Origin of the sequence: Chelatococcus caeni (assembly GCF_014196925.1) — a bacterium.
GTDB lineage: Bacteria > Pseudomonadota > Alphaproteobacteria > Rhizobiales > Beijerinckiaceae > Chelatococcus_A > Chelatococcus_A caeni.
The window spans coordinates 12367-31102 of record NZ_JACIEN010000007.1 but is presented as its reverse complement, the minus strand read 5'-3'; the positions used below and the strand labels follow the sequence as shown (position 1 = coordinate 31102).

The window sequence follows — 18736 nt, the reverse complement described above, 5'->3', positions numbered from 1 at the left end:
GAAAGCGCGCGGACACTGCCACAAGGGGGGCGTCGGCGCAAGCCGGGTCGGCGCGGCATTTTCGTCCGGGCCGACAGCCTGTGGATCGTCGCCTGCGGCCGGCCGTCAGGCGGCCGCTGCGCGGTCGACGAAGGGCAGCTTCAGCACCTTCCACACGGCGACGAGCGAATCGGTGAGATGCTCGATCATGGCCGCGTCGTGGAAGGGCGTCGGCGTGACGCGCAGGCGCTCGGTGCCGCGAGCCACCGTCGGATAGTTGATGGGCTGCACATAGATGCCGTGCTCGGCAAGCAGCATGTCGCTCGCCTGCTTGGCGCGCTCGGGGTCGCCCACCATCACCGGCACGATATGCGTCGGCCCGGCCTTGACCGGGAGACCGGCAGCCGCGAGCGCGGCCTTGGTCAGGGCCACCTGCCGGCGGTGGCGCTGGCGCTCCTCGCCGCTCTCCATCAGGTGCCGCACCGAGGCGGTCGCTGCCGCGGCCACCGCCGGCGGCAGGGCCGTCGTGAAGATGAAGCCGTGGGCGTGCGAGCGCACCGCGTCGATGATGTTGCGCCGCGCCGCGATATAGCCGCCGACGCAGCCGAAGCCCTTGGCGAGCGTCGCCTCGATCACGTCGAGGCGGTGGAGGGCGTCCACCTCCTCGGCATAGCCCGCGCCGCGCGCGCCATAGAGGCCCGCCGCATGCACCTCGTCGATATAGGTCATGGCACCGTAGCGCTCGGCGAGATCGCAGATGGCGTGGATCGGGGAGACGTCCCCGTCCATCGAATAGACGCTCTCGAAGACGATGAGCTTGGGCCGGGTCTTGCCCGCCTGGCGCAGCAGGTCCTCGAGATGCTCGAGGTCGTTGTGGCGGAAGATGACCTTCTCGGCGCCGGAGCGGCGCACGCCCTCGATCATGGAATTGTGGTTCTGCGCATCCGAGAGGATGAGGCAGTCCGGCAGCAGCTTGGCGATGGTGGCGATGCCGGTCTCGTTGGAGACATAGCCCGAGGTGAAGACGAGCGCGGCATCCTTGCGGTGCAACTCGGCGAGGGCGCGCTCGAGGCCGACGATCGGGGCGCTGTTGCCGGCGATGTTGCGCGTGCCGCCGGCGCCGGCGCCCATGCGCTGCGCCGTCGTGACCATGGCGTCGATCACCTGCGGATGGCGACCCATGCCGAGATAGTCGTTGGTGCACCACACCACGACGTCCCGCGGCCCCTCGTCGCTGTGCCAGACGGCCCGCGGAAACCGCTCCGCGTCGCGCTCGATGGTGATGAAGACGCGATAGCGGCGCTCCTTGTGCAGAAGGCCGAGCGCTTCGTCGAAATAGCTGTCGTAGTCCATGATCGCATCCGTCTGCCGCCGTGGCGGGCAGACCAAGTTTGGAACTGGTCCAGTGAACAACCGGAACCGCGCCGGGGCAAGCGGTTCTCGTCGCGTGTTCGTTTATATTGCTCTCGTTCCATAGTGCGTCCGGCTGCACAATGGGCCGCATCGCCGCAGTGCGGCGGCGCACCGCGCGCTTTGCGACGGCCCCTGCACCATCGCCTGCGTGGAGGAGGGGAAACCGGCGCTTGTCCTCGGGGCCGATGCCCGCTATCGATCAACCTTCGAGGAACCCAAGTCTTCGACGAGCATGTCGCACGCACCGCCTCCCGACAGGAAGGAGCGCCTTGCCGCAGCGCTGCGGGAGAACCTGAAGCGGCGCAAGCGGCAGATGCGCGAGCGCGCGGCCGAACCGCGCGGCGAGGCGCCGCATGGCACGAAAGAGCCGGCGCCGGGCGCTGGCCCAGACACGAAGGACTGATCGCCGGCGCCTCCGCCACGGGCCCCGGTCAATCAAGGAACGACACATGGATCGCATTCGCATCGTGGGCGGCCACAAGCTCGGCGGCGTCATTCCCATTTCCGGCGCCAAGAACGCGGCCCTGCCGCTGATGATCGCGAGCCTCCTGACAGACGAGACGCTGGAACTGCACAATGTGCCGCGGCTCGCGGACGTGTCGCTTCTGCTGCGCATCCTCTCCAACCACGGCGTCGATCACGGCATCGCCGGCAAGCGCCCGGGCCAGACGAGCGAGACCGGCCAGTCCATCCGCCTGCGTGCCCGCGACATCATCGACACCTGCGCGCCCTACGAGCTCGTCTCCAAGATGCGGGCGAGCTTCTGGGTCATCGCGCCGCTTCTGGCCCGCAAGGGGGAGGCCCGGGTGTCGCTGCCCGGCGGCTGCGCCATCGGCACCCGGCCCGTCGACCTGCTGCTCATGGCGCTGGAGAAGCTGGGCGCCGAGGTGGAGATCGACGGCGGCTATGCGGTCACGCGGGCGCCGAAGGGCCTCCGGGGGGCCGAGTTCGCCTTTCCCAAGGTGACGGTGGGCGGCACCCATATCGCCCTCATGGCCGCCAGCCTCGCCCACGGCACCAGCGTCATCGACAATGCCGCGCGCGAGCCGGAGGTGGTCGACCTTGCCGACTGCCTCGTCAAGATGGGCGCGCGCATCAGTGGCGCCGGCACCTCGCGCATCGTCGTCGAGGGCGTGGCGCGGCTCGGCGGCGCCGAGCACAATGTCCTGCCGGACCGGATCGAGACCGGCACCTATGCCATGGCCGTCGCCATGACGGGCGGCGACGTGCTGCTCGAGGGCGCGCGGCCGGAGTTGCTGCAGGCGGCCCTCGACGTGCTGTCGGGCGCCGGGGTTGACATCTCCTCGACCAACGAGGGCGTGCGCGTGCGTCGCAACGGTGCCGCCATCGAGGCGGTCAACGTCACGACGGAGCCGTTCCCCGGCTTCCCGACGGACCTGCAGGCCCAGCTCATGGCGCTGATGACGCGCGGCAAGGGCACGAGCCGCATCCGCGAGACGATCTTCGAGAACCGCTTCATGCACGTGCAGGAACTGGCCCGCCTCGGCGCCCGTATCCGCCTCGACGGCGATACCGCCTATGTCGACGGCGTCGCGCGGCTCAAGGGCGCCCCCGTCATGGCGACGGACCTGCGCGCCTCCGTCTCCCTCGTCATCGCCGCGCTCGCCGCGGAAGGCGAGACGATGGTCAACCGCGTCTACCACCTCGACCGGGGTTTCGAGGCGCTGGAGAGCAAGCTCGGCCGCTGCGGCGCCGAGATCGAGCGCATCTCGGGCTGAAAACGCAAAGACCCGGCACCGGGCCGGGTCCTCGTCGACGGTCCTCAGATAAGCCTTGCGGCCCTCAGTAGCCGATGGCGCCGCGCTTTTCGCCGAAGCCGGGAATGAAGCAGCGGCAGGGCGTGTTACGCGGCGCGCGGAAGCCGGCATTGCACTGCCCGCGCGAGGTGACGCACACGCTGCCGTAGCGCTCGCCGCGCGGGCGGGGGCGCTCCCAGCCACCGCGGTCCCAGCCGTCGTCGCGCCAGTTGCGCGGCGGCGGGCGCCGCGGGCGCCAATCGTCATAGTCGTCCTCATAGGGCCGTTGGCCCCAGCCGTAGGGTTGGGCCGAGGCCGGCGGTGGGGTGATCAGCATCAGCGCCGCGACGGCGGCGAGCGCAATCAGAACGATCCTCGTCATCATCGTCTCATCCAGGCGCCGCTCGCGGCCTTCGGCCGCTTGTGTCTCGGCGCGTCCTCATCAAATAGCACCATGGAAGCTGAACGCTTCATGAAGGCGAATGGTTTCCTCGGCTGCTGCCCCCGCCGGGTTTCTCCGGCAGATCGGTTGTCAGCAGCGGGCGGCGCCGATAACAACAGGGGCGGGACGCCAGTTGGGGCAACCCGGTCGGTCGTGGAGCCGTTGGAGATGGAGCCGTTGAAGCTCGTCGCGCTCGATGGGCAGGACCTCGCGGTCCTCTCGGCCCATGTGCAGGACGCCGTCGTGCGCGCACGCGATCTCGTCTACCTGCCGCGCGAGCGGCGCTTTGCCCTGGAGCTGCGGCGCTACGACTGGCAGGCGATGCCGGGCGAGCCGCCGCGCCGGCGCCTGTCGGCCCTGCATTTCGAGCGGGTGATGGCCGCCCGCATCCGGGCCGTCGCGCCGGGGGATTCGGATGCCGTGCTCAGCCTCCTGGCCGTCACCTTCGACGAACGCGATGCGCCGGGCGGCACCGTGACGCTGCATTTCTCCGGGGGAGGGGCCATCGCGCTCGATGTCGAGTGCATCGAGGCGCAGCTGATGGACCTCGGCCCGGCCTGGGAGGCGATCAGCCGCCCGCACCATCCCCTTGACGAGAACGACGAAAGGCAGGCCTGACGATGGCGCTGAGGATCGACAGTCGCGCCCCCGGTTTCGAGGAGGCCCTCGCGCGCCTGCTCGCCATGAAGCGGGAAGTGTCGCAGGACGTCGACGAGGCCGTACGCGCCATCATCGCCGACGTGGCGGCCCGGGGCGATGCCGCCGTCATCGACTATACGCGCCGCTTCGACGGTCTCGCGCTGACGTCCGGGACGCTGCGCATCGCGCCGTCGGAGATCGAGGAGGCGCTTGCCCGGTGCGATGCCAAGACGCTCGCGGCGCTCGAGACGGCCAAGGCCCGAATCGAGGCGTTCCATCGGCGCCAGCGCCCCGAGGACCTTGCCTTCACGGATGATCTCGGCGTCACCCTCGGCTGGCGCTGGACGGCCGTCGAGGCGGTCGGGCTCTATGTGCCTGGCGGCACGGCGAGCTACCCCTCCTCCGTATTGATGAACGCCGTGCCGGCCAAGGTCGCCGGCGTGCCGCGCATCGTCATGGCGGTGCCGTCGCCGCGGGGCGAGCTCAATCCGCTCGTGCTCGCGGCCGCGCATCTTGCCGGCGTCGACGAGGTCTACCGCATCGGCGGCGCGCAGGCCGTGGCGGCGCTCGCCCTCGGCACGGCGACCATCGCGCCCGTCGCCAAGATCGTCGGGCCGGGCAACGCCTATGTGGCGGCCGCCAAGCGCCGCGTCTTCGGTACGGTCGGCATCGACATGATCGCGGGTCCGTCCGAGGTGCTGGTGCTTGCCGACGGCTCCGCCAATCCGGCCTGGATCGCGGCCGACCTCCTTGCCCAGGCGGAGCACGACACCGCCGCGCAGTCGGTGCTGATCACCGACGACGCCGCGCTCGCCGATGCGGTCGAGCGAGCGGTGGAGGCCCAGCTCAAGACCCTGCCGCGCGCGGACATCGCCGGGGCGAGCTGGCGCGACTTCGGCGCTGTGATCGTCGTCGGGCACCTCGCCGAGGCGCTTCCCATCGTCGACCGCTTCGCCCCGGAGCATCTCGAGATCATGGCCGAGGATGCCGACAGCCTGGCGGCCGGGGTGCGCAATGCCGGCGCCATCTTCCTCGGCGGCCACACGCCGGAGGCCATCGGCGACTATGTCGGCGGCTCCAACCACGTCCTGCCCACGGCCCGCTCGGCCCGCTTCTCGTCCGGGCTCGGCGTGCTCGACTTCATGAAGCGCACCTCGATCCTGCGCTGCGGCCCGGAGGGCCTCAGGGCGCTCGCGCCGGCGGCGATCGCGCTCGGCGAGGCCGAGGGCCTCGACGCGCATGCCCGCTCGGTCGCCATCAGGCTCAACCGGTAAGAGTGGAGGAGCCCTTGAGCCCAGCCGAGCCGACGAAGCGCTGCACGCTGACCGCCGTCACGCTCGACGAGGGCTCGCTCGGCCGCGGCAATCCGGACCAGGAGCACGAGCGCGCCATCGCCATCTGGGACATCCTGGAGCGCAACCATTTCGCCGTCCCGGGCCACGACGGCGGGCCCTATGCGCTGCATGTGGCCCTGGTCGAGAAGAAGCTGACGCTCGACGTGCGCAACAGCGGCGCCGAGCCGGTCGTGACCCACTTCCTCTCGCTGACGCCGTTCCGCCGCGTCATCAAGGACTACGAACTCGTCTGCGAGAGCTATTATGCGGCCATCCGCACCGCTTCGCCGACGCAGATCGAGGCCATCGACATGGGGCGCCGCGGCCTGCACGACGAGGCCGCCGAGCTGCTGCGCGAGCGCCTCGCCGGCAAGATCGAGGTGGATTTCGACACCGCGCGCCGGCTCTTCACCCTCATCTTCGCGCTGCACTGGAAGGGCTAGGGCCATGGCGCCCGAGGCCGATGGCAGACGCAGCGTGCAGTCCGTCCTCTTCATGTGCGCCCATAATGCGGTGCGCTCGCCGATGGCGGAGGGCATCGCGCGGCATTATTTCGGCGCGTCGATCTATGTCGCCTCGGCCGGCGTGCGGCCCGACGAGCTCGACCCCTTCGCCGTGGCGGTGATGGAGGAGATCGGCATCGACGTCGCGCGCCATCGGCCGCAGACGCTGGAAGATCTCGAGGATGCCGGCTTCGACCTCATCGTCACCTTGTCGCCGGAGGCGCACCATCGCGCGCTGGAGCTGACGCGCACCCTCGCGGTCGACGTGGAATACTGGCCGACGCTCGATGCGACGGTCGTCCACGGCGCGCGCGAGCAGCGCCTCGAGGCCTATCGCGGCGTTCGTGACGGCCTCGTCGAGCGCATCCGGCAACGCTTCACCCGCCGCTGACGCCAGCAAAAAGGCCGGCGTCGCCGCCGGCCTCTGCAGATGTCGCTCGTTGCCCGTCAGTTAGCGAGTCGCGGGGCTGCGGTTGAAGCGCGTCACCACGAGGCCGATGGCCACGACGATCGCCGCGCCGACGACGGCCGCCAGATAGTGCAGGGTCTTGGTGACGCCGCCGATCTGCTCGATCACCCAGGGGTCGGCGACGAGCATCTCGCCCGCGATCCAGCCCAGCAGCGCCGCACCCGCCCACACGAAGATCGGGAAACGCTCGATGAGGGCCATGATCAGCGTCGAGCCGATGACGATGAGCGGGATGGAGAACAGGAGGCCGAAGGTGAAGAGCCAGACGTTGCCGTGCGAGGCGGCGGAGATGGCGAGCACGTTGTCGAGGCTCATCACCGCATCGGCGATGGCGATCGTGCGCACGGCCTCCCACAGGCTGCCGCTCTCCTTCACCTCGTGATTGTCGTCGTCGCCCTGGATGAGCTTGACCGCGATCCAGAACAGCAGCGCGCCGCCGACGATCTTGAGGAAGGGCAGGGCGAGCAGCTGGGAAATGATGAGGGCGAAGAGAATGCGCAGCACAATCGCCGTGCCGGCGCCGAGGACGACGCCGAGGCGCCGCTGGTTGTCGGGCAGCGACCGGCAGGCGAGCGCGATCACCACCGCATTGTCACCGGACAGGAGAATGTCGATCCAGATGATCTGGACGATCGCGATCAATGTCTGTGCATCTAAGGCCATAACGCTAACAGCTCTTGGGTCTGAAGGAGCGCCGGGCGCTCCGGAGGCGGGCCGAAGCTGCCGCAGAACTGCGCCGGCACGCCGTCGGGCCATCTCTTAGCGCGCGCGTGCCGCGCGATCGTCGTCAACTTATTTCATAATCCGGGGACATAATCGCTATAATGCGGCACCCGGCCGGGGCCGATGGTCGCAGTGCTGCGCCGGCCGATTCGGCGCCGGGTGGGGCGCCTTTGGTCGGTGCGCGGCCGTTGGCGCGCGGGGGATGGATTGTAGCAAGCGATGGATCTGCGCCAGCTCAAATGCTTCGTCGCCGTCGCGGAGGAGCTGCATTTCGGCAAGGCGGCGGAGCGCATGGGATTAGCGCCGCCGGCCCTGTCGCGCCAGGTGCGGGCGCTCGAGGAGGAGCTTGGCGCCGACCTCCTCACGCGCACGACGCGGAGCGTGAACCTGACCCGCGCCGGGCTGCTGCTGCTCGATGAGGCCAAGGCGATTCTCGCCCGGGCCGAGCATGCGGCGCGGCATGTGCGCGAAGCAGCGAGCTCGACCAGCAAGGTCCTGCGCATCGGCGCCATCGACGGCGCGTCGGCGAGTTTCCTGCCGCGCATCATGACGGAGTTCCGCCAGCGCCATCCCGGGGCGCACATCCAGTTCACCGAGGCGATGACGGCGCCCCAGCTGCAGATGCTCGACGCCGGCAAGCTCGACCTGTGCCTCGTGCGCCCACCCCGGCGCCAGGTGGACTGCGCCTTCGAGATCCTGCGCGTCGAGATGCCGCTCGTCGTCATGCCGGCGGCCCACCCTCTCGCGGGCCGTGACGCCGTCATGATGCACGACTTGGTCGGCGAGCCCTTCATCGTGCCGTCGCGCCGGGTGCGTCCTTACGCTTACGACCTGGTGATGCGCTATTTCGACAGCGTCGGCACGGTGCCCAACGTGGTGCAGGAGGTCACCGAGAAGCCGGCGGTGTTCGCGGCGGTCGCCGCCGGCATCGGCCTGGCGCTCGCGCCGGACTGGACGGCGGCGATGAACTGGCCGGGCGTGACGACCCGCCGCCTCAAGGGCCTGCTGCTCGACCCGCCGCCCGACGGCGCCCTCGTCGGCGTGGCGTGGCGTCCGCATCAGCGGCTCACGGCGCGGGACGCCTTCCTCGATCTCCTGCGCGAGCGCGTCAGCCTGACAGGCGACGACAGGACGGTTCCGTTCCGGCACCTGCCGCGCGTCAGGCGTCGGGCAAGAAAGGCCTGATCGGCAGGAAACGCGTCGGGGGCTGGCAAAAAGGGGCATTGCCCGGGAGCGATCCTGAACATCCCTTTCAAAAAACGCCGAGGCGCCATGGAACCGATGGTGGCTCTTCGCGTTTCCTGCCAAGGCCGGGGTAGCTTGCGCACGCCCGCATCACGGTTGCACCACAGGGCGGAGCTGACCATAGGTTGCTCTAATGATGAGCAATAGACGATGATAGGTATCTATTCTTTGTGTTGCATCAATGTCGCATGACTTTGCTCGTGTGATGCTAGGCCTATGTCATGCTTGACTCTTTCCGGCGGCTTCACGAGTCTAGCTTCGGCGTGAGATGATGGTCCGTTCGGGCCAGCGCGACAGGAACAGGTTTCGTTCAAAGAGGTGCCTCAGATGAAGAATCTCCTGCGACTATCGGCGGCGGCGACGGCATTGGCGCTCTCCGGCGCCGTGGCCTTTGCGGCCGATCTTCCGTCCCGTACCTATACGCCGCCGGCCGAGCCGCTGCCGCCGGTCTTCACCTGGACGGGCTTCTATGTCGGTGTGAACGCCGGCTACGGCTTCTCCGACTCGGGCAATACCCGCTATGTGGGCGACGCCCTTTATCTTAGCGATGTCTCCGCCGGCGATCTTCCGGGCAGCCTCTCCCTGAAGTCGGAAGGCTTCCTTGGTGGTGCTCAGGTCGGCTACAATTATCAGTTCGGGGCGTTCGTGGTCGGTCTCGAAGCCGATATCCAGTACGCCGACATGAGCGACACGGGCACCTCCTTCGCCGCGGCGGGCTTTGCCGAGGGCAAGAAGGAGCTCGAGTGGTTCGGCACGCTGCGCGCCCGGCTCGGCTTCGCCGCGATGGATCGCCTGCTCATCTTCGCCACCGGCGGTCTGATCTACGGTGACACCAAGCTGACGCACAGCGTCTTCGACACCACGGGTGCCCTGCTCGCCGTCGGCAGCAAGTCCGACACGCAGGCGGGCTGGACCATCGGTGGCGGTCTCGAATATGCCTTCACCAACAACCTGACGGCGAAGGCCGAGTACCTCTACTATGACCTCGGCGACACGACCGCGATTGCGCCGAACGTCATCGATCCTACGACGGTTGCCGTGCTCAAGGCCAAGAACCGCGGCAGCATCGTGCGCGTCGGTCTCAACTACAAGTTCGACACGTTCTGAGGTTCTCCCGGACGGACCGTCGAACGGACCTGCAACGCCCGGCTCCTGGCCGGGCGTTGTTTTTTGTGCGGTTGGCGAAGACGGACGAAACCCGGCATTCGAGGAACGCCGGGCTTTTTCAAGGCCTCATGCAGCCCGGGAGAGGGCAGGGCCGGTGCGTCACTCGCGCCGCAGTTCCCACAGGGCCGCGATCTCGGTCGGCCGCAGCTTGCGGCCGCTCGCCGTGTCGGCCCAGGCGAGTTCGCGATTGCCCGGGTTCTGCGTCATGGCGAAGGCAACCGCGTCCTCCAGCGAGGGGAAGTCGATGACGTGATCGGGATCCGTCAGATGCGGGCTCGAGCGGTAATGGAGACGCGCCGTGTCCTGCATGTTCGCTTGCATCGCTGTCCTCCTGTCGGTTGAGGGTTGCTCCTGCACTTCGTCAACAAAAGCGCGACCAGCCGCATCTGCACAGAAGCGGGCTTTGATCGTTTCAACCAGATGGGGGCGTCGTGGTTCCGGTGCAATGGTTCGCCACGCGGGCATCGGGCGCTGGCTGCGGCATTTCGGTCGTTGCGAAGAGCGAATTCAGTCGTTAAGTTATTGAAAGACAACGTAATTTTGAATCGTTCCAAACTGGCTCGATGATCGTCTGCTCCTGTAACGTCCTCACTGACAAGCAGATCCTCGAAACGCTGCAGAGCGAGGCCCCGGGGGCCCCGCGCTCGCCGGCGCAGGCTTACCGCTGTCTCGGTTGCAGTCCCGAGTGCGGGCGGTGCCTCGTCACCGTGCGGCGCCTCCTGCAGGCCGCGCGCGTGGACGCCTGCGACATCGGTTGCCCCGGCTGTCCCGGCGCCGTCGAGCACGCGGCGCACGCGCCTGCCGCCGACAACGTGGTGCCGTTCGACAGCGGTCCGCATGTGGCCCCGCGCAACGAGGAACCCGCCGAGGCGCCCGCCCTCCCGCTCATCGCCGCCGAATAGCGGCTTCTCCCGCAATGGTGTATGTCGTTGGAACCGAGCCCGGGCCCTTGATGCGTCCGGGCTTTAGTTTATAATGATTCTAAACTCGATTTTCTCAACGACGTGGAGTGGAGCGATGAAGGGTGACGCCAAGGTCATCGAATATCTCAACCGCGGTCTGCGCAGCGAGCTGACGGCGGTCAATCAATATTGGCTCCACTACCGCATGCTCGACAACTGGGGCTTGAAGGACCTCGCCAAGAAGTGGCGCGAGGAATCCATCGAGGAGATGCACCACGCGGACAAGTTCATCGACCGCATCCTGTTCCTCGAGGGCCATCCGAACCTGCAGGTTCTCGATCCGCTGCGCATCGGCCAGTCCGTGCAGGAGGTGATCGAGTGCGACCTCGCCGCAGAGGTCGAGGCGCGCGCCCTCTATCAGGAGGCGGCCACCTATTGCCGTTCGGTCAAGGACTATCCCTCGAAGGACCTGTTCGAGGAGCTGATGGCTGACGAGGAGGGGCACATCGACTTCCTCGAGACGCAGCTCGACCTCATCGGCAAGCTCGGCGAGCAGCTCTACAGCCAGCACCACATCGGCAAGCTCGAGGACTGAGCTCCCGGCATCCCGGGCTCCTTGAGGCCGCCGGTCCATGCCGGCGGCCTTGCCATTTCAAGGGGCAGGGTGCACGGCCGCGGCCGGCCCACCGGAGACCGCGAGCCGCACGAGCCGGATGTCGGGGTCGTGCGGGTCGGGCCCGATGGTGAAGCCGAGCTTCTCGCACATGGCGAGCATCATCGTGTTCTCGCGCAGCACCTGGCCTTCGATGACGTTGAGGCCCTCGGCGCGGGCATAGGAGATGATCATCTCCATCAGCAGCCAGCCGAGCCCGCGGCCCTTGAGGTCCGAGCGCACCAGGATGCCGTATTCGCCCTTGTCGTAATTGGCGTCCGCGTGCAGCCGCACGGCGCCGAGCATGGCGCCGGTCTCTTCCTCGATGGCGACGAGCGCCATGGCGCGCGCATAGTCGAGCTGGGTCAGCCGGGCGATGAAGGTGTGGCTGAAATCGCGAATGGGCGCGAAGAAGCGCAGGCGCAGGTCCTCCGGCGTCACCTTCTCGAAGAAGCTGCGGAACAGCTCCTCGTCCTCCGGCCGCACGGGCCGGATGAAGACGCCCGTGCCGTCCGGCAGGGTCGCGTGCCGCTCCCATTCCTTCGGATAGGGGCGGATGGCGAAGCGCGGGTGGCCTGCGGGCCCGCGGACCGGCTGGATGCTCGGCGCGACCGCGACCCGCGCATCGACGGCGATGACGCCGTTCTGGTCGGCGAGCAGCGGGTTGATGTCGAGCTCGCGCACCTCGGGCAGGTCGGCGGCCAGCTGGGCGAGCTTGACGAGCACGAGGGCGATCGCGTCCTCGTCGGCCGCCGGCACGTCGCGATAGGCCTTGAGCCGCCGCGAGACGCGCGTGCGGCCGATGAGCGTATGGGCGAGCGTGAGGTCGAGCGGCGGCAGCGCCAGCGCCTTGTCGTTGATCACCTCGACCGCCGTGCCGCCACGGCCGAAGACGACCACCGGGCCGAAGGTCTCGTCGTCGGCCAGGCCGGCGATGAGCTCGCGCGCCTTCGGCCTCAGGATCATGGGATGGATCGTGAGGCCGGTGATGCGCGCCTCGGGCCTCAGCGCCCGGGCCCGCTCCAGGATGTCCCGCGCCGCCTCGCGCACCGCCGCCTCGTTGGTGAGGTTGAGCCGGACGCCGCCGACGTCGGACTTGTGGATGATGTCCGGCGACAGGATCTTGACGGCGACGGGATCGCCCGCTTCGAGGAACGGCCGCGCCACCTCGCCGGCCTCGTCCGCGCTGACCGCCAGGACGGCCGGCGTGATGGGCAGGCCATAGGCCTCGAACAGGGCCGTGACCTCCAGCGGGTCGAGCCAGCTGCGCCCCTCGGCGAACGCCCCGGCGACCACGGCTCGCGCCTTGTCCGTCTCTGGCGCGAAATCCTCCGGCAGGCTCGGCGGCGTCTCCATGAGCAGGGCCTGCGCCTCGCGGTAGCGCACGATATGCATGAAGCCCTGCACCGCATCCGCTTCCGTCGCGAAATGGGGGATGGCGGCTTCCTCGAACAGATCGTCCGTCGTGCCGGAGGAGCCGAGCCAGACGGCGAAGACGGGCTTCGGCCGCATCGCCTGCCGGCGATGGCGCTCGGCGGTCGCGACCACGCGCCGCGCTGCCTCCTGCGGTGAGGCAAGTGCCGTCGGCACGTTCATGACGAGGACGGCGTCGCTGTCGCGGTCGGCCAGCATCACCTCGAGCGCGGCGCCGTAGCGCTCGGCATCGGCATCGCCGACGATGTCGACCGGGTTGGCCCGCGACCACGTCGGCGGCAGCGCGGCATCGAGCGCCGCCAGCGTGTCTGGCGAGAGCTCGGCGAGCGCCCCGCCGAGGTCCGCGAGCCGGTCGACGGCGAGGACGCCGATGCCGCCGCCGTTGGTGAGGATGCCGAGGCGCCGGCCGGAGAAGGGTTTCAGCCGCCCGAGCGTCTCGGCCGCCGAGAAGAGCTCGTCGAGGTCGAAGACGCGCAGCAGGCCGGCCCGGCGGAAGGCCGCGTCATAGACCGCATCGGAGCCGGCGAGCGCCCCCGTGTGCGTGGCCGCCGCCTTCGCCGCCTGCGCGTGCCGACCCGACTTGATGACGACGACCGGCTTGGCGCGCGCAGCGGCGCGCGCCGCCGACATGAACTTGCGGGCGTCGTTGATGGATTCGACATAGAGCAGGATGGCGCGCGTGCCGCGGTCGAGGGCGAAATAGTCGAGCAGGTCGCCGAAATCGACATCCACCTTGTCGCCGAGCGAGACGACGGCCGAGAAGCCTACGGCCCGCTCCGCCGCCCATTCGACCAGGCCCGCGGCGATGGCGCCGGATTGGGAAAGGAGCGCGAGATCGCCCCCGAGCGGCATGCGTGCCGCGAAGCTGGCATTGAGCTTCGCCGCCGGCGCCATGACGCCGAGGCAGTTCGGCCCCACGAGGCGGATGCCGTGCCGCCGCGCCGTCTGCTCGGCCTTCTCCGCCAGCGACCCGGGCCCATGGCCGAGGCCGGCGGTGACGATGACGGCCGCGGCGACGCCTCGTGCACCTGCGGCCTCGACGAGGTGGGGGATCGTCTCCGGCGGGGTCGTCAGCACGACGAGATCCGGCGCCTCCTCCAGCGCCTCGATGGCGGGAAGCGTCGCGATGCCTTCGATGGAGGGGTATTTCGGATTGATCACCGCGAGCGGGCCGGCAAAGCCCCCGGCCTTGAGATTGACCAGCACCTTGCGGCCGAGCGAGCCCTCACGCGGGCTTGCGCCGATAAGAGCGATGGAGCGGGGCGAAAACAGCCGGTCGAGGCGATAGGTCGACATGAGGCCTAGCCTTGCTGGACGGAGGGTGAACCGACATTGACCCCCATCAAACACGGCCCGGCCATGCGCGGTAAAGGGGCGATCGTGGCTTGCAGGCCATTGGCTGCCGGCAGTCGGCAATCGCAAGCACGCGCTCGTGCCCCGGACGCACCACAGCATGAAACGATGCGGTGCCGAGCCGGGGCCCTTCATGCGGTGCCTTCGGCGAGTCCTTGCGCTGGATCCCGGGTCGCATTCCGCTTCGCTGCATGCGCCCGGGAAACGAGGTTGTCCTTGGACCCGGCGGGGTGCGATCAGCCCGACTGCCGACTGCCGACTGCCGACTGCCGACTGCCGACTGCCGACTGCCCCTTCACCCGTTCTGGCGCAGGATCTCCCGGGCGATGACGAGGCGCTGGATCTCGGAGGTGCCCTCGTAGATGCGCGTGATGCGCGCGTCGCGGGCGTAGCGCTCGACGGGATAGTCCTTCACATAGCCCGCCCCGCCGTGGATCTGGATGGCCGTGTCCGTGGCGCGGTGCGCCGCCTCGGAGGCGAAGAGCTTGGCCATCGAGGCTTCCTTGGCGAAGGGGCGGCCGGCGTCCTTGGCCGCGGCGGCGTTGAGGATGAGCAGGCGCGCCGCCTCGAGGTCCACCTCCCGGTCGGCCAGCATCCACTGGATGCCCTGGAAGTCGCAGATGCGCGTGCCGAACTGGCGCCGCTCGCGCGCATAGGCCTTGGCCGCGTCCATGGCCGCGCGGGCGATGCCGAGCGACAGGGCCGCGACGCCGATGCGCCCGCCGGCGAGCTCGCCCACCGCGACACGGAAGCCGTCGTTCTCCTGCCCCATGAGGGCCGATGCCGGCACGCGGCAATTGTCGAAGGTGACGATGTTCGTCGCCGATCCTGTCTGCCCCATCTTCTTCTCGGCCTTGCCGATCACGAGGCCGGGCGTGCCCGCCTCGACGAGGAACAGGGAGATTCCGCGACCCTTCGGCGCCTCGGGATCCGTCACCGCCCAGACGACGAAGAGCCCGGCATATTCGGCCGAGGTGATGTAGATCTTGGCGCCGTCGATGACATAGTCGTCGCCGTCGCGTCGCGCCCGCGTGCGCATGGCGGAGGGGTCGGACCCGGCCTCCGCCTCGGTGAGGCAGAAGGCGCCGGCCGGATAGGTGCCGTCGGCGAGGCGCGGCAGATAGGCTCTCTTCTGCTCCTCGCTCCCGACGGTCTGGATGACCTCGCCGACCATGTTGGTGACGGAGACGGTGACGGCGGTTGCGGCACAGGCATAGCCCAGCTCCTCGACGGCGAGGGCGAAGGCAACCGAGCCCGCCTCCGTGCCGCCGTAGGCGCTCTTCACGTTGAGGGCCATGAAGCCGTTCTCGGCGAGCAGCCCGAGGTTCGCCAGAAGCCCCTCGCGGCCCTCACCCCGGTCGAGGGCTTCGGCGAGCGGGGCCAGCCGGTCCGCCGCGAGGCGCCGCGCCGTCTCGCGGATCATCTCCTCCTCGTCGCTCAAGGCGAAAAGCATGGCGCACCTCCCCGTTCGTCTTGAGCGGAAGGGTACGGCGCCCCCGCCGCAGGGGCAACGCGCGGCACCGGGCAGGCGGCTGTGCGGGAATGCGGCACAGGATGGTGCGTGCATGCGTCCCGCTTCGCCGACTATGCCGTTCGCCGGGCCGGCGGATCACTCCGCCAGCACGCGGGTGCGCGGCAGGGTGATCTCGACGAGGGTGCCCTCGTTCTTCGCGCTCTTGATGGCGAGCGAGCCGCGGTTGGCCTCGATGAGGGCCTTGGTCAGCGGCAGGCCGAGCCCCGTGCCGCCGGCGCGGCGGGCGGTGGCGAGCTGGCGGAAGGGCTCGAGCGCGGCCTCGATCTCCTTGTCGTTCATGCCGATGCCGGTGTCGCGCACGCGTACGACGACCTCGCCACGATCGGTCAGAGCCGTCGAGACGATGACCTGACCGCCCGCATCGGTGAACTTCACGGCATTCGACAGCACGTTGAGGATGATCTGGCGCATGGAGCGCTCGTCGGCGACGACCGCGGGAAGGTGCGGGGCGAGGCTCGTGCGCAGCACGATGCGCTCGCGGTTCGCCTGCGGCTGCATCAGCGCGACGCAGCTCGCCACGACATCGTTGAGCTTGACGCTGGTGAAGGAGAGGTCGAGCCGCCCCGCCTCGATCTTGGCGAGGTCGAGCAGGTCGTTGACGAGGCTGATGACATGCCCGCCGGAAACGTGGATGTCCTTGAGATATTCCTTGTAACGCTCGTTGCCGACGGGCCCGAAGCGCTCCTCCAGCATCACCTCGGCGAAGCCGATGATGGCGTTGAGTGGCGTGCGGATCTCGTGGCTGATCTTCGCGAGGAAGTCGGACTTCTGGGCATTGGCCTCCTCGGCGGCGCGCTTGGCCGCCATCAGCTCGGCCTCGGCCTTCTTCGAGGCCGTCATGTCGCGCAGGACGACACAGAACTTGCGGTGCGGACGCTCGCTGACGCGGCCGATGGTCATGGTCAGCGGGCACTTGCCGCCCTGGCGCACGCGCCCCGTCACTTCGCGCCCGTCGTTGAGGATGCTCGCGACGCCGCCCGCCTTCAGGCCCTCGATATAGTCGAGCGCGACCGCATGGCTCTCGGGGGCGAGGAGGATGGTGAAGGGCTCGCCCGCGATCTCGTTCTGGTCGTAGCCGAAGAGCGCCTCGGCCGACCGGTTGACGGACAGGATGCGCCCGTGCCCGTCGAGGACGATGACGCCGTCGGTCGCCGTGTCGAGGATCGAGGTGAGCTCGCTGGTGCGCTCCTCGTAGTTGCGCAGGTCCTCCTCGAGGCCGTCGAGGTGGCGCTGCAGCTCCGGCTCCATGGCGCGGCGGAAGGTCATGAGCGAGGCGGCGGCGCCCTGCCAGTCGATCGTTGCAAGGCGCGCATCGACCGGGATGGCCTCGCCGGTGACGCTGCGCAGGGCGATGCGCTCCTCCTCGCCCGGCCGGTCCGGCTGGCGCGCGAAGACCTTCGACATGCCGGCCGCGGCGAGGGCATTGACATCCGGATAGTCGAGGAGATCGAGCAGCGTGCGGTTGGCATAGAGCGGCTCCTCGCCCCGGCTCACCAGCACGCCGACCGGCAGCTTGTCGACGAGCTGGGCGAAGGGCGAGGGTGCCGGAGCGGGCTCGTTCACGGGTTGCGCGGCCGCTTCCTCTTCGCGGGCCGGTTCCTCGTGTGCCGGCTCCTCGATTGCCTGCGCGCCCTGCGGCGGCTCCGCCACCGCTTCCGTGGCAGGAGGCGTCGCAGGGACCTGCTTCGCAGGGATGGACGCAGGCGCGTCGATCACCGGTGTCTCGGGCGCGGAGGTTGCCTCGGCCGCGGCGAGGGGGGTCGTTTCGGGGCTCTGCGCCGGTGCGGCTGGCGTGTCGCTCCAGCCCTCGAACCGTGCGCCGAGGGCGCGCGCGATCTCGCGCAGCGCGTTGCGCTCGCTCGGCGACAGGCCGGGGCGCGGAGCCTCGGGCGGCCTCTGCTCGGCACGGGCCTGGGTGCCCGTGCCGGCGGGCGCCTCGGCGATCCTCAGCGGCACCACCTTCGGCGTGCCGAGCGTCGCGCCGACGCTGGTGCGCACGGCGGGGAAGGGAACGACCGCCCCGCCTTCGGATGTCGGGAGCTGTGAAGACGGGACGACAGTGGCCGGCGGCACTTCATCCTCGGGCGCTGCCGTGGGTTCGGCGGCCGGCGGCGCCGGCTCGGGCGTCGCGGGCGCCGCCGTGTCGGGCGTTGCGACGCCGATGGGCGGCGCGATGGCGACGTCCTCGTGGATCTCGTTGAGGCGGCACAGGCCGAAGCCGCGGAAGCCGGCAAAGCCTTTGTCCGGTCCCTGCACCGGCAGGCCAGCGAGCTCCACCTCGACGCGCAGCGGGCTGCCGGCGACGCGCCACAGCACGGTCGCGCCGCTCCAGGTCTCGCGCCGGTCGAGGGCGGCGGCGACGCGCCCGGCGCGGTCGCTGACGATCTCGGAGGCGATGTCCGCCCAGCTGCGCCCGACGATGTCGGCGCTCGCGGCGCCGACGACCTCGGCGAGCTCCTGCGAGAGCTTGACGAAACGCCCATCGGCATCGGTCTCGAAGAGGAAGCGGACGGTCGCACGGCGCCCGGCGAGGGCGCGCAGGCGCGTCGCGGCATCCGCTTCGTCCGCCGCGGAGGGGCTGGGCGCAGGCGTTGGCTGGACGGGCGCGGCGGCCTCTGCGGTGCCGGCGAGCGAGGCCGGCAGCGGCTGGGAGGCGGCGATGACGAGCGTTCCGGTGTCGCCGATGCGGCGGCAGGCGATCGTTACGGCGAGGATGCGCGAGCCGAAGGAGAGCCGCACCCGCTCGAGCCGCATGCCCTCGCGCGGCGCGAGCCCGCCGGCAAGGCGCGCGAGCTGGGCCCCGCCACCGGCGGCGAGCAAGGCTGCGACGAGGCGCCTGCCGGCCGGAGAGGCCGCGAGAATGTCGCCCTGGCCGTCGACGAGCGCGACCGCGCCGTTGCCGGCGACGAGCGGTCCGAAGATCGCGTCGTGCCGCAGCGCGTCGAGCGTCGCTCCAGCTTCCGGTGCGGTCCGCGTCATGCCTGTCGGTTCGCTCCTGCTCGCGTCATCAGGTTGATATGGCCAATGCCTAATGAAGACTTAATATAGGCATCGATGCCCGAGGTCACGAAAGGCCTTGCTGTCTTTCCCTGCGACCTCGCGGTAGCGTTAACGGCACGGAGGCGGCGGTGCCGTGGGTTGAGTTTGCGCCGCACAATGGTATATTGCAACGCAACAATTCCGCCGTGGC

General features: G+C 69.4%; 17 protein-coding genes. 10 read left to right on the top strand and 7 right to left on the bottom strand.

What is annotated here, in order from left to right; translation table 11 throughout:
- Positions 1–105: 105 nt before the first annotated feature.
- A complete protein-coding gene (hemA, locus tag GGR16_RS21735; RefSeq protein ID WP_183318144.1) occupies positions 106–1332 on the bottom strand; it encodes a 5-aminolevulinate synthase in 1227 nt (408 codons plus the stop codon).
- 208 nt (positions 1333–1540) lie between these two features.
- Between hemA and GGR16_RS21730 the strand changes: the two genes are divergently transcribed.
- Positions 1541–1795 (top strand): hypothetical protein, encoded by a 255-nt coding sequence (locus GGR16_RS21730; protein ID WP_156332739.1) that lies wholly within the window; start codon positions 1541–1543, stop codon positions 1793–1795.
- A gap of 46 nt (positions 1796–1841) precedes the next feature.
- The gene (gene murA, locus GGR16_RS21725; protein ID WP_183318143.1) at positions 1842–3131 is read left to right on the top strand and encodes a UDP-N-acetylglucosamine 1-carboxyvinyltransferase; all 1290 of its coding nucleotides are present in this window, start codon (positions 1842–1844) and stop codon (positions 3129–3131) included.
- A 64-nt stretch (positions 3132–3195) separates the two neighbouring features.
- Here the strand turns inward: murA and GGR16_RS21720 are convergent, their stop codons facing one another.
- Positions 3196–3531, bottom strand: a complete 336-nt coding sequence (locus tag GGR16_RS21720) for a hypothetical protein (RefSeq protein WP_040404279.1) — start codon at positions 3529–3531, stop codon at positions 3196–3198.
- A gap of 228 nt (positions 3532–3759) precedes the next feature.
- On the opposite strand from GGR16_RS21720, the gene GGR16_RS21715 reads away from it, so the two are divergent.
- Genes GGR16_RS21715 through GGR16_RS21700 form a run of 4 tightly spaced genes read left to right on the top strand, consistent with a single transcriptional unit; the run spans position 3760 to position 6458 of the window.
- Positions 3760–4209, top strand: a complete 450-nt coding sequence (locus GGR16_RS21715) for a DUF2948 family protein (protein WP_019401991.1) — start codon at positions 3760–3762, stop codon at positions 4207–4209.
- Positions 4210–4211: 2 nt separating this feature from the next.
- Positions 4212–5504, top strand: coding sequence for a histidinol dehydrogenase (gene hisD / locus GGR16_RS21710; RefSeq protein ID WP_183318141.1), 1293 nt, complete (start codon positions 4212–4214; stop codon positions 5502–5504).
- A gap of 14 nt (positions 5505–5518) precedes the next feature.
- On the top strand, positions 5519–6007 hold the full coding sequence (locus GGR16_RS21705) for a UPF0262 family protein (RefSeq protein ID WP_183318139.1): 489 nt from the start codon (positions 5519–5521) through the stop codon (positions 6005–6007).
- Between the two features lie 4 nt (positions 6008–6011).
- The gene (locus GGR16_RS21700; RefSeq protein ID WP_019401994.1) at positions 6012–6458 is read left to right on the top strand and encodes an arsenate-mycothiol transferase ArsC; all 447 of its coding nucleotides are present in this window, start codon (positions 6012–6014) and stop codon (positions 6456–6458) included.
- Between the two features lie 60 nt (positions 6459–6518).
- Here GGR16_RS21700 and GGR16_RS21695 read toward each other — a convergent pair whose 3' ends face one another.
- Entirely contained in the window at positions 6519–7199 is a 681-nt protein-coding gene (locus tag GGR16_RS21695) for a TerC family protein (RefSeq protein WP_183318137.1), read from the bottom strand.
- 279 nt (positions 7200–7478) lie between these two features.
- Between GGR16_RS21695 and GGR16_RS21690 the strand changes: the two genes are divergently transcribed.
- The gene (locus tag GGR16_RS21690; protein WP_183318135.1) at positions 7479–8444 is read left to right on the top strand and encodes a LysR family transcriptional regulator; all 966 of its coding nucleotides are present in this window, start codon (positions 7479–7481) and stop codon (positions 8442–8444) included.
- Between the two features lie 387 nt (positions 8445–8831).
- Entirely contained in the window at positions 8832–9611 is a 780-nt protein-coding gene (locus tag GGR16_RS21685) for an outer membrane protein (protein WP_183318133.1), read from the top strand.
- Between the two features lie 159 nt (positions 9612–9770).
- On the opposite strand, the gene GGR16_RS21680 is transcribed toward GGR16_RS21685, so the two are convergent.
- Entirely contained in the window at positions 9771–9992 is a 222-nt protein-coding gene (locus GGR16_RS21680) for a hypothetical protein (protein WP_019401998.1), read from the bottom strand.
- Positions 9993–10234: 242 nt separating this feature from the next.
- On the opposite strand from GGR16_RS21680, the gene GGR16_RS21675 reads away from it, so the two are divergent.
- Together GGR16_RS21675 and bfr are read left to right on the top strand one after the other, a co-directional pair.
- Positions 10235–10573 carry a (2Fe-2S)-binding protein gene (locus GGR16_RS21675; RefSeq protein ID WP_183318131.1) on the top strand — a complete coding sequence of 113 codons (339 nt, stop codon included), beginning with the start codon at positions 10235–10237 and terminating at the stop codon, positions 10571–10573.
- A 115-nt stretch (positions 10574–10688) separates the two neighbouring features.
- Positions 10689–11168 carry a bacterioferritin gene (gene bfr / locus GGR16_RS21670; protein WP_019402000.1) on the top strand — a complete coding sequence of 160 codons (480 nt, stop codon included), beginning with the start codon at positions 10689–10691 and terminating at the stop codon, positions 11166–11168.
- Positions 11169–11225: 57 nt separating this feature from the next.
- Here bfr and GGR16_RS21665 read toward each other — a convergent pair whose 3' ends face one another.
- From GGR16_RS21665 to GGR16_RS21655, 3 genes are all read right to left on the bottom strand, one after another.
- Positions 11226–13955, bottom strand: a complete 2730-nt coding sequence (locus GGR16_RS21665; protein ID WP_183318129.1) for a bifunctional acetate--CoA ligase family protein/GNAT family N-acetyltransferase — start codon at positions 13953–13955, stop codon at positions 11226–11228.
- A 352-nt stretch (positions 13956–14307) separates the two neighbouring features.
- The gene (locus tag GGR16_RS21660; protein WP_183318127.1) at positions 14308–15465 is read right to left on the bottom strand and encodes an acyl-CoA dehydrogenase family protein; all 1158 of its coding nucleotides are present in this window, start codon (positions 15463–15465) and stop codon (positions 14308–14310) included.
- A 156-nt stretch (positions 15466–15621) separates the two neighbouring features.
- A complete protein-coding gene (locus GGR16_RS21655) occupies positions 15622–18525 on the bottom strand; it encodes a PAS domain S-box protein (protein WP_183318125.1) in 2904 nt (967 codons plus the stop codon).
- Between the last annotated feature and the right edge of the window lie 211 nt (positions 18526–18736).

Bases quoted from the DNA above. Each gene is read 5' to 3' on its own strand.
- hemA (WP_183318144.1), bottom strand. From the start codon at position 1,332: ATGGACTACGACAGCTATTTCGACGAAGCGCTCGGCCTTCTGCACAAG.
- murA (WP_183318143.1), top strand. From the start codon at position 1,842: ATGGATCGCATTCGCATCGTGGGCGGCCACAAGCTCGGCGGCGTCATT.
- GGR16_RS21720 (WP_040404279.1), bottom strand. From the start codon at position 3,531: ATGACGAGGATCGTTCTGATTGCGCTCGCCGCCGTCGCGGCGCTGATG.
- GGR16_RS21655 (WP_183318125.1), bottom strand. From the start codon at position 18,525: ATGACGCGGACCGCACCGGAAGCTGGAGCGACGCTCGACGCGCTGCGG.
- GGR16_RS21695 (WP_183318137.1), bottom strand. From the start codon at position 7,199: ATGGCCTTAGATGCACAGACATTGATCGCGATCGTCCAGATCATCTGG.
- GGR16_RS21680 (WP_019401998.1), bottom strand. From the start codon at position 9,992: ATGCAAGCGAACATGCAGGACACGGCGCGTCTCCATTACCGCTCGAGC.
- GGR16_RS21675 (WP_183318131.1), top strand. From the start codon at position 10,235: ATGATCGTCTGCTCCTGTAACGTCCTCACTGACAAGCAGATCCTCGAA.
- GGR16_RS21660 (WP_183318127.1), bottom strand. From the start codon at position 15,465: ATGCTTTTCGCCTTGAGCGACGAGGAGGAGATGATCCGCGAGACGGCG.
- GGR16_RS21685 (WP_183318133.1), top strand. From the start codon at position 8,832: ATGAAGAATCTCCTGCGACTATCGGCGGCGGCGACGGCATTGGCGCTC.
- GGR16_RS21715 (WP_019401991.1), top strand. From the start codon at position 3,760: ATGGAGCCGTTGAAGCTCGTCGCGCTCGATGGGCAGGACCTCGCGGTC.
- bfr (WP_019402000.1), top strand. From the start codon at position 10,689: ATGAAGGGTGACGCCAAGGTCATCGAATATCTCAACCGCGGTCTGCGC.
- hisD (WP_183318141.1), top strand. From the start codon at position 4,212: ATGGCGCTGAGGATCGACAGTCGCGCCCCCGGTTTCGAGGAGGCCCTC.
- GGR16_RS21690 (WP_183318135.1), top strand. From the start codon at position 7,479: ATGGATCTGCGCCAGCTCAAATGCTTCGTCGCCGTCGCGGAGGAGCTG.
- GGR16_RS21700 (WP_019401994.1), top strand. From the start codon at position 6,012: ATGGCGCCCGAGGCCGATGGCAGACGCAGCGTGCAGTCCGTCCTCTTC.
- GGR16_RS21665 (WP_183318129.1), bottom strand. From the start codon at position 13,955: ATGTCGACCTATCGCCTCGACCGGCTGTTTTCGCCCCGCTCCATCGCT.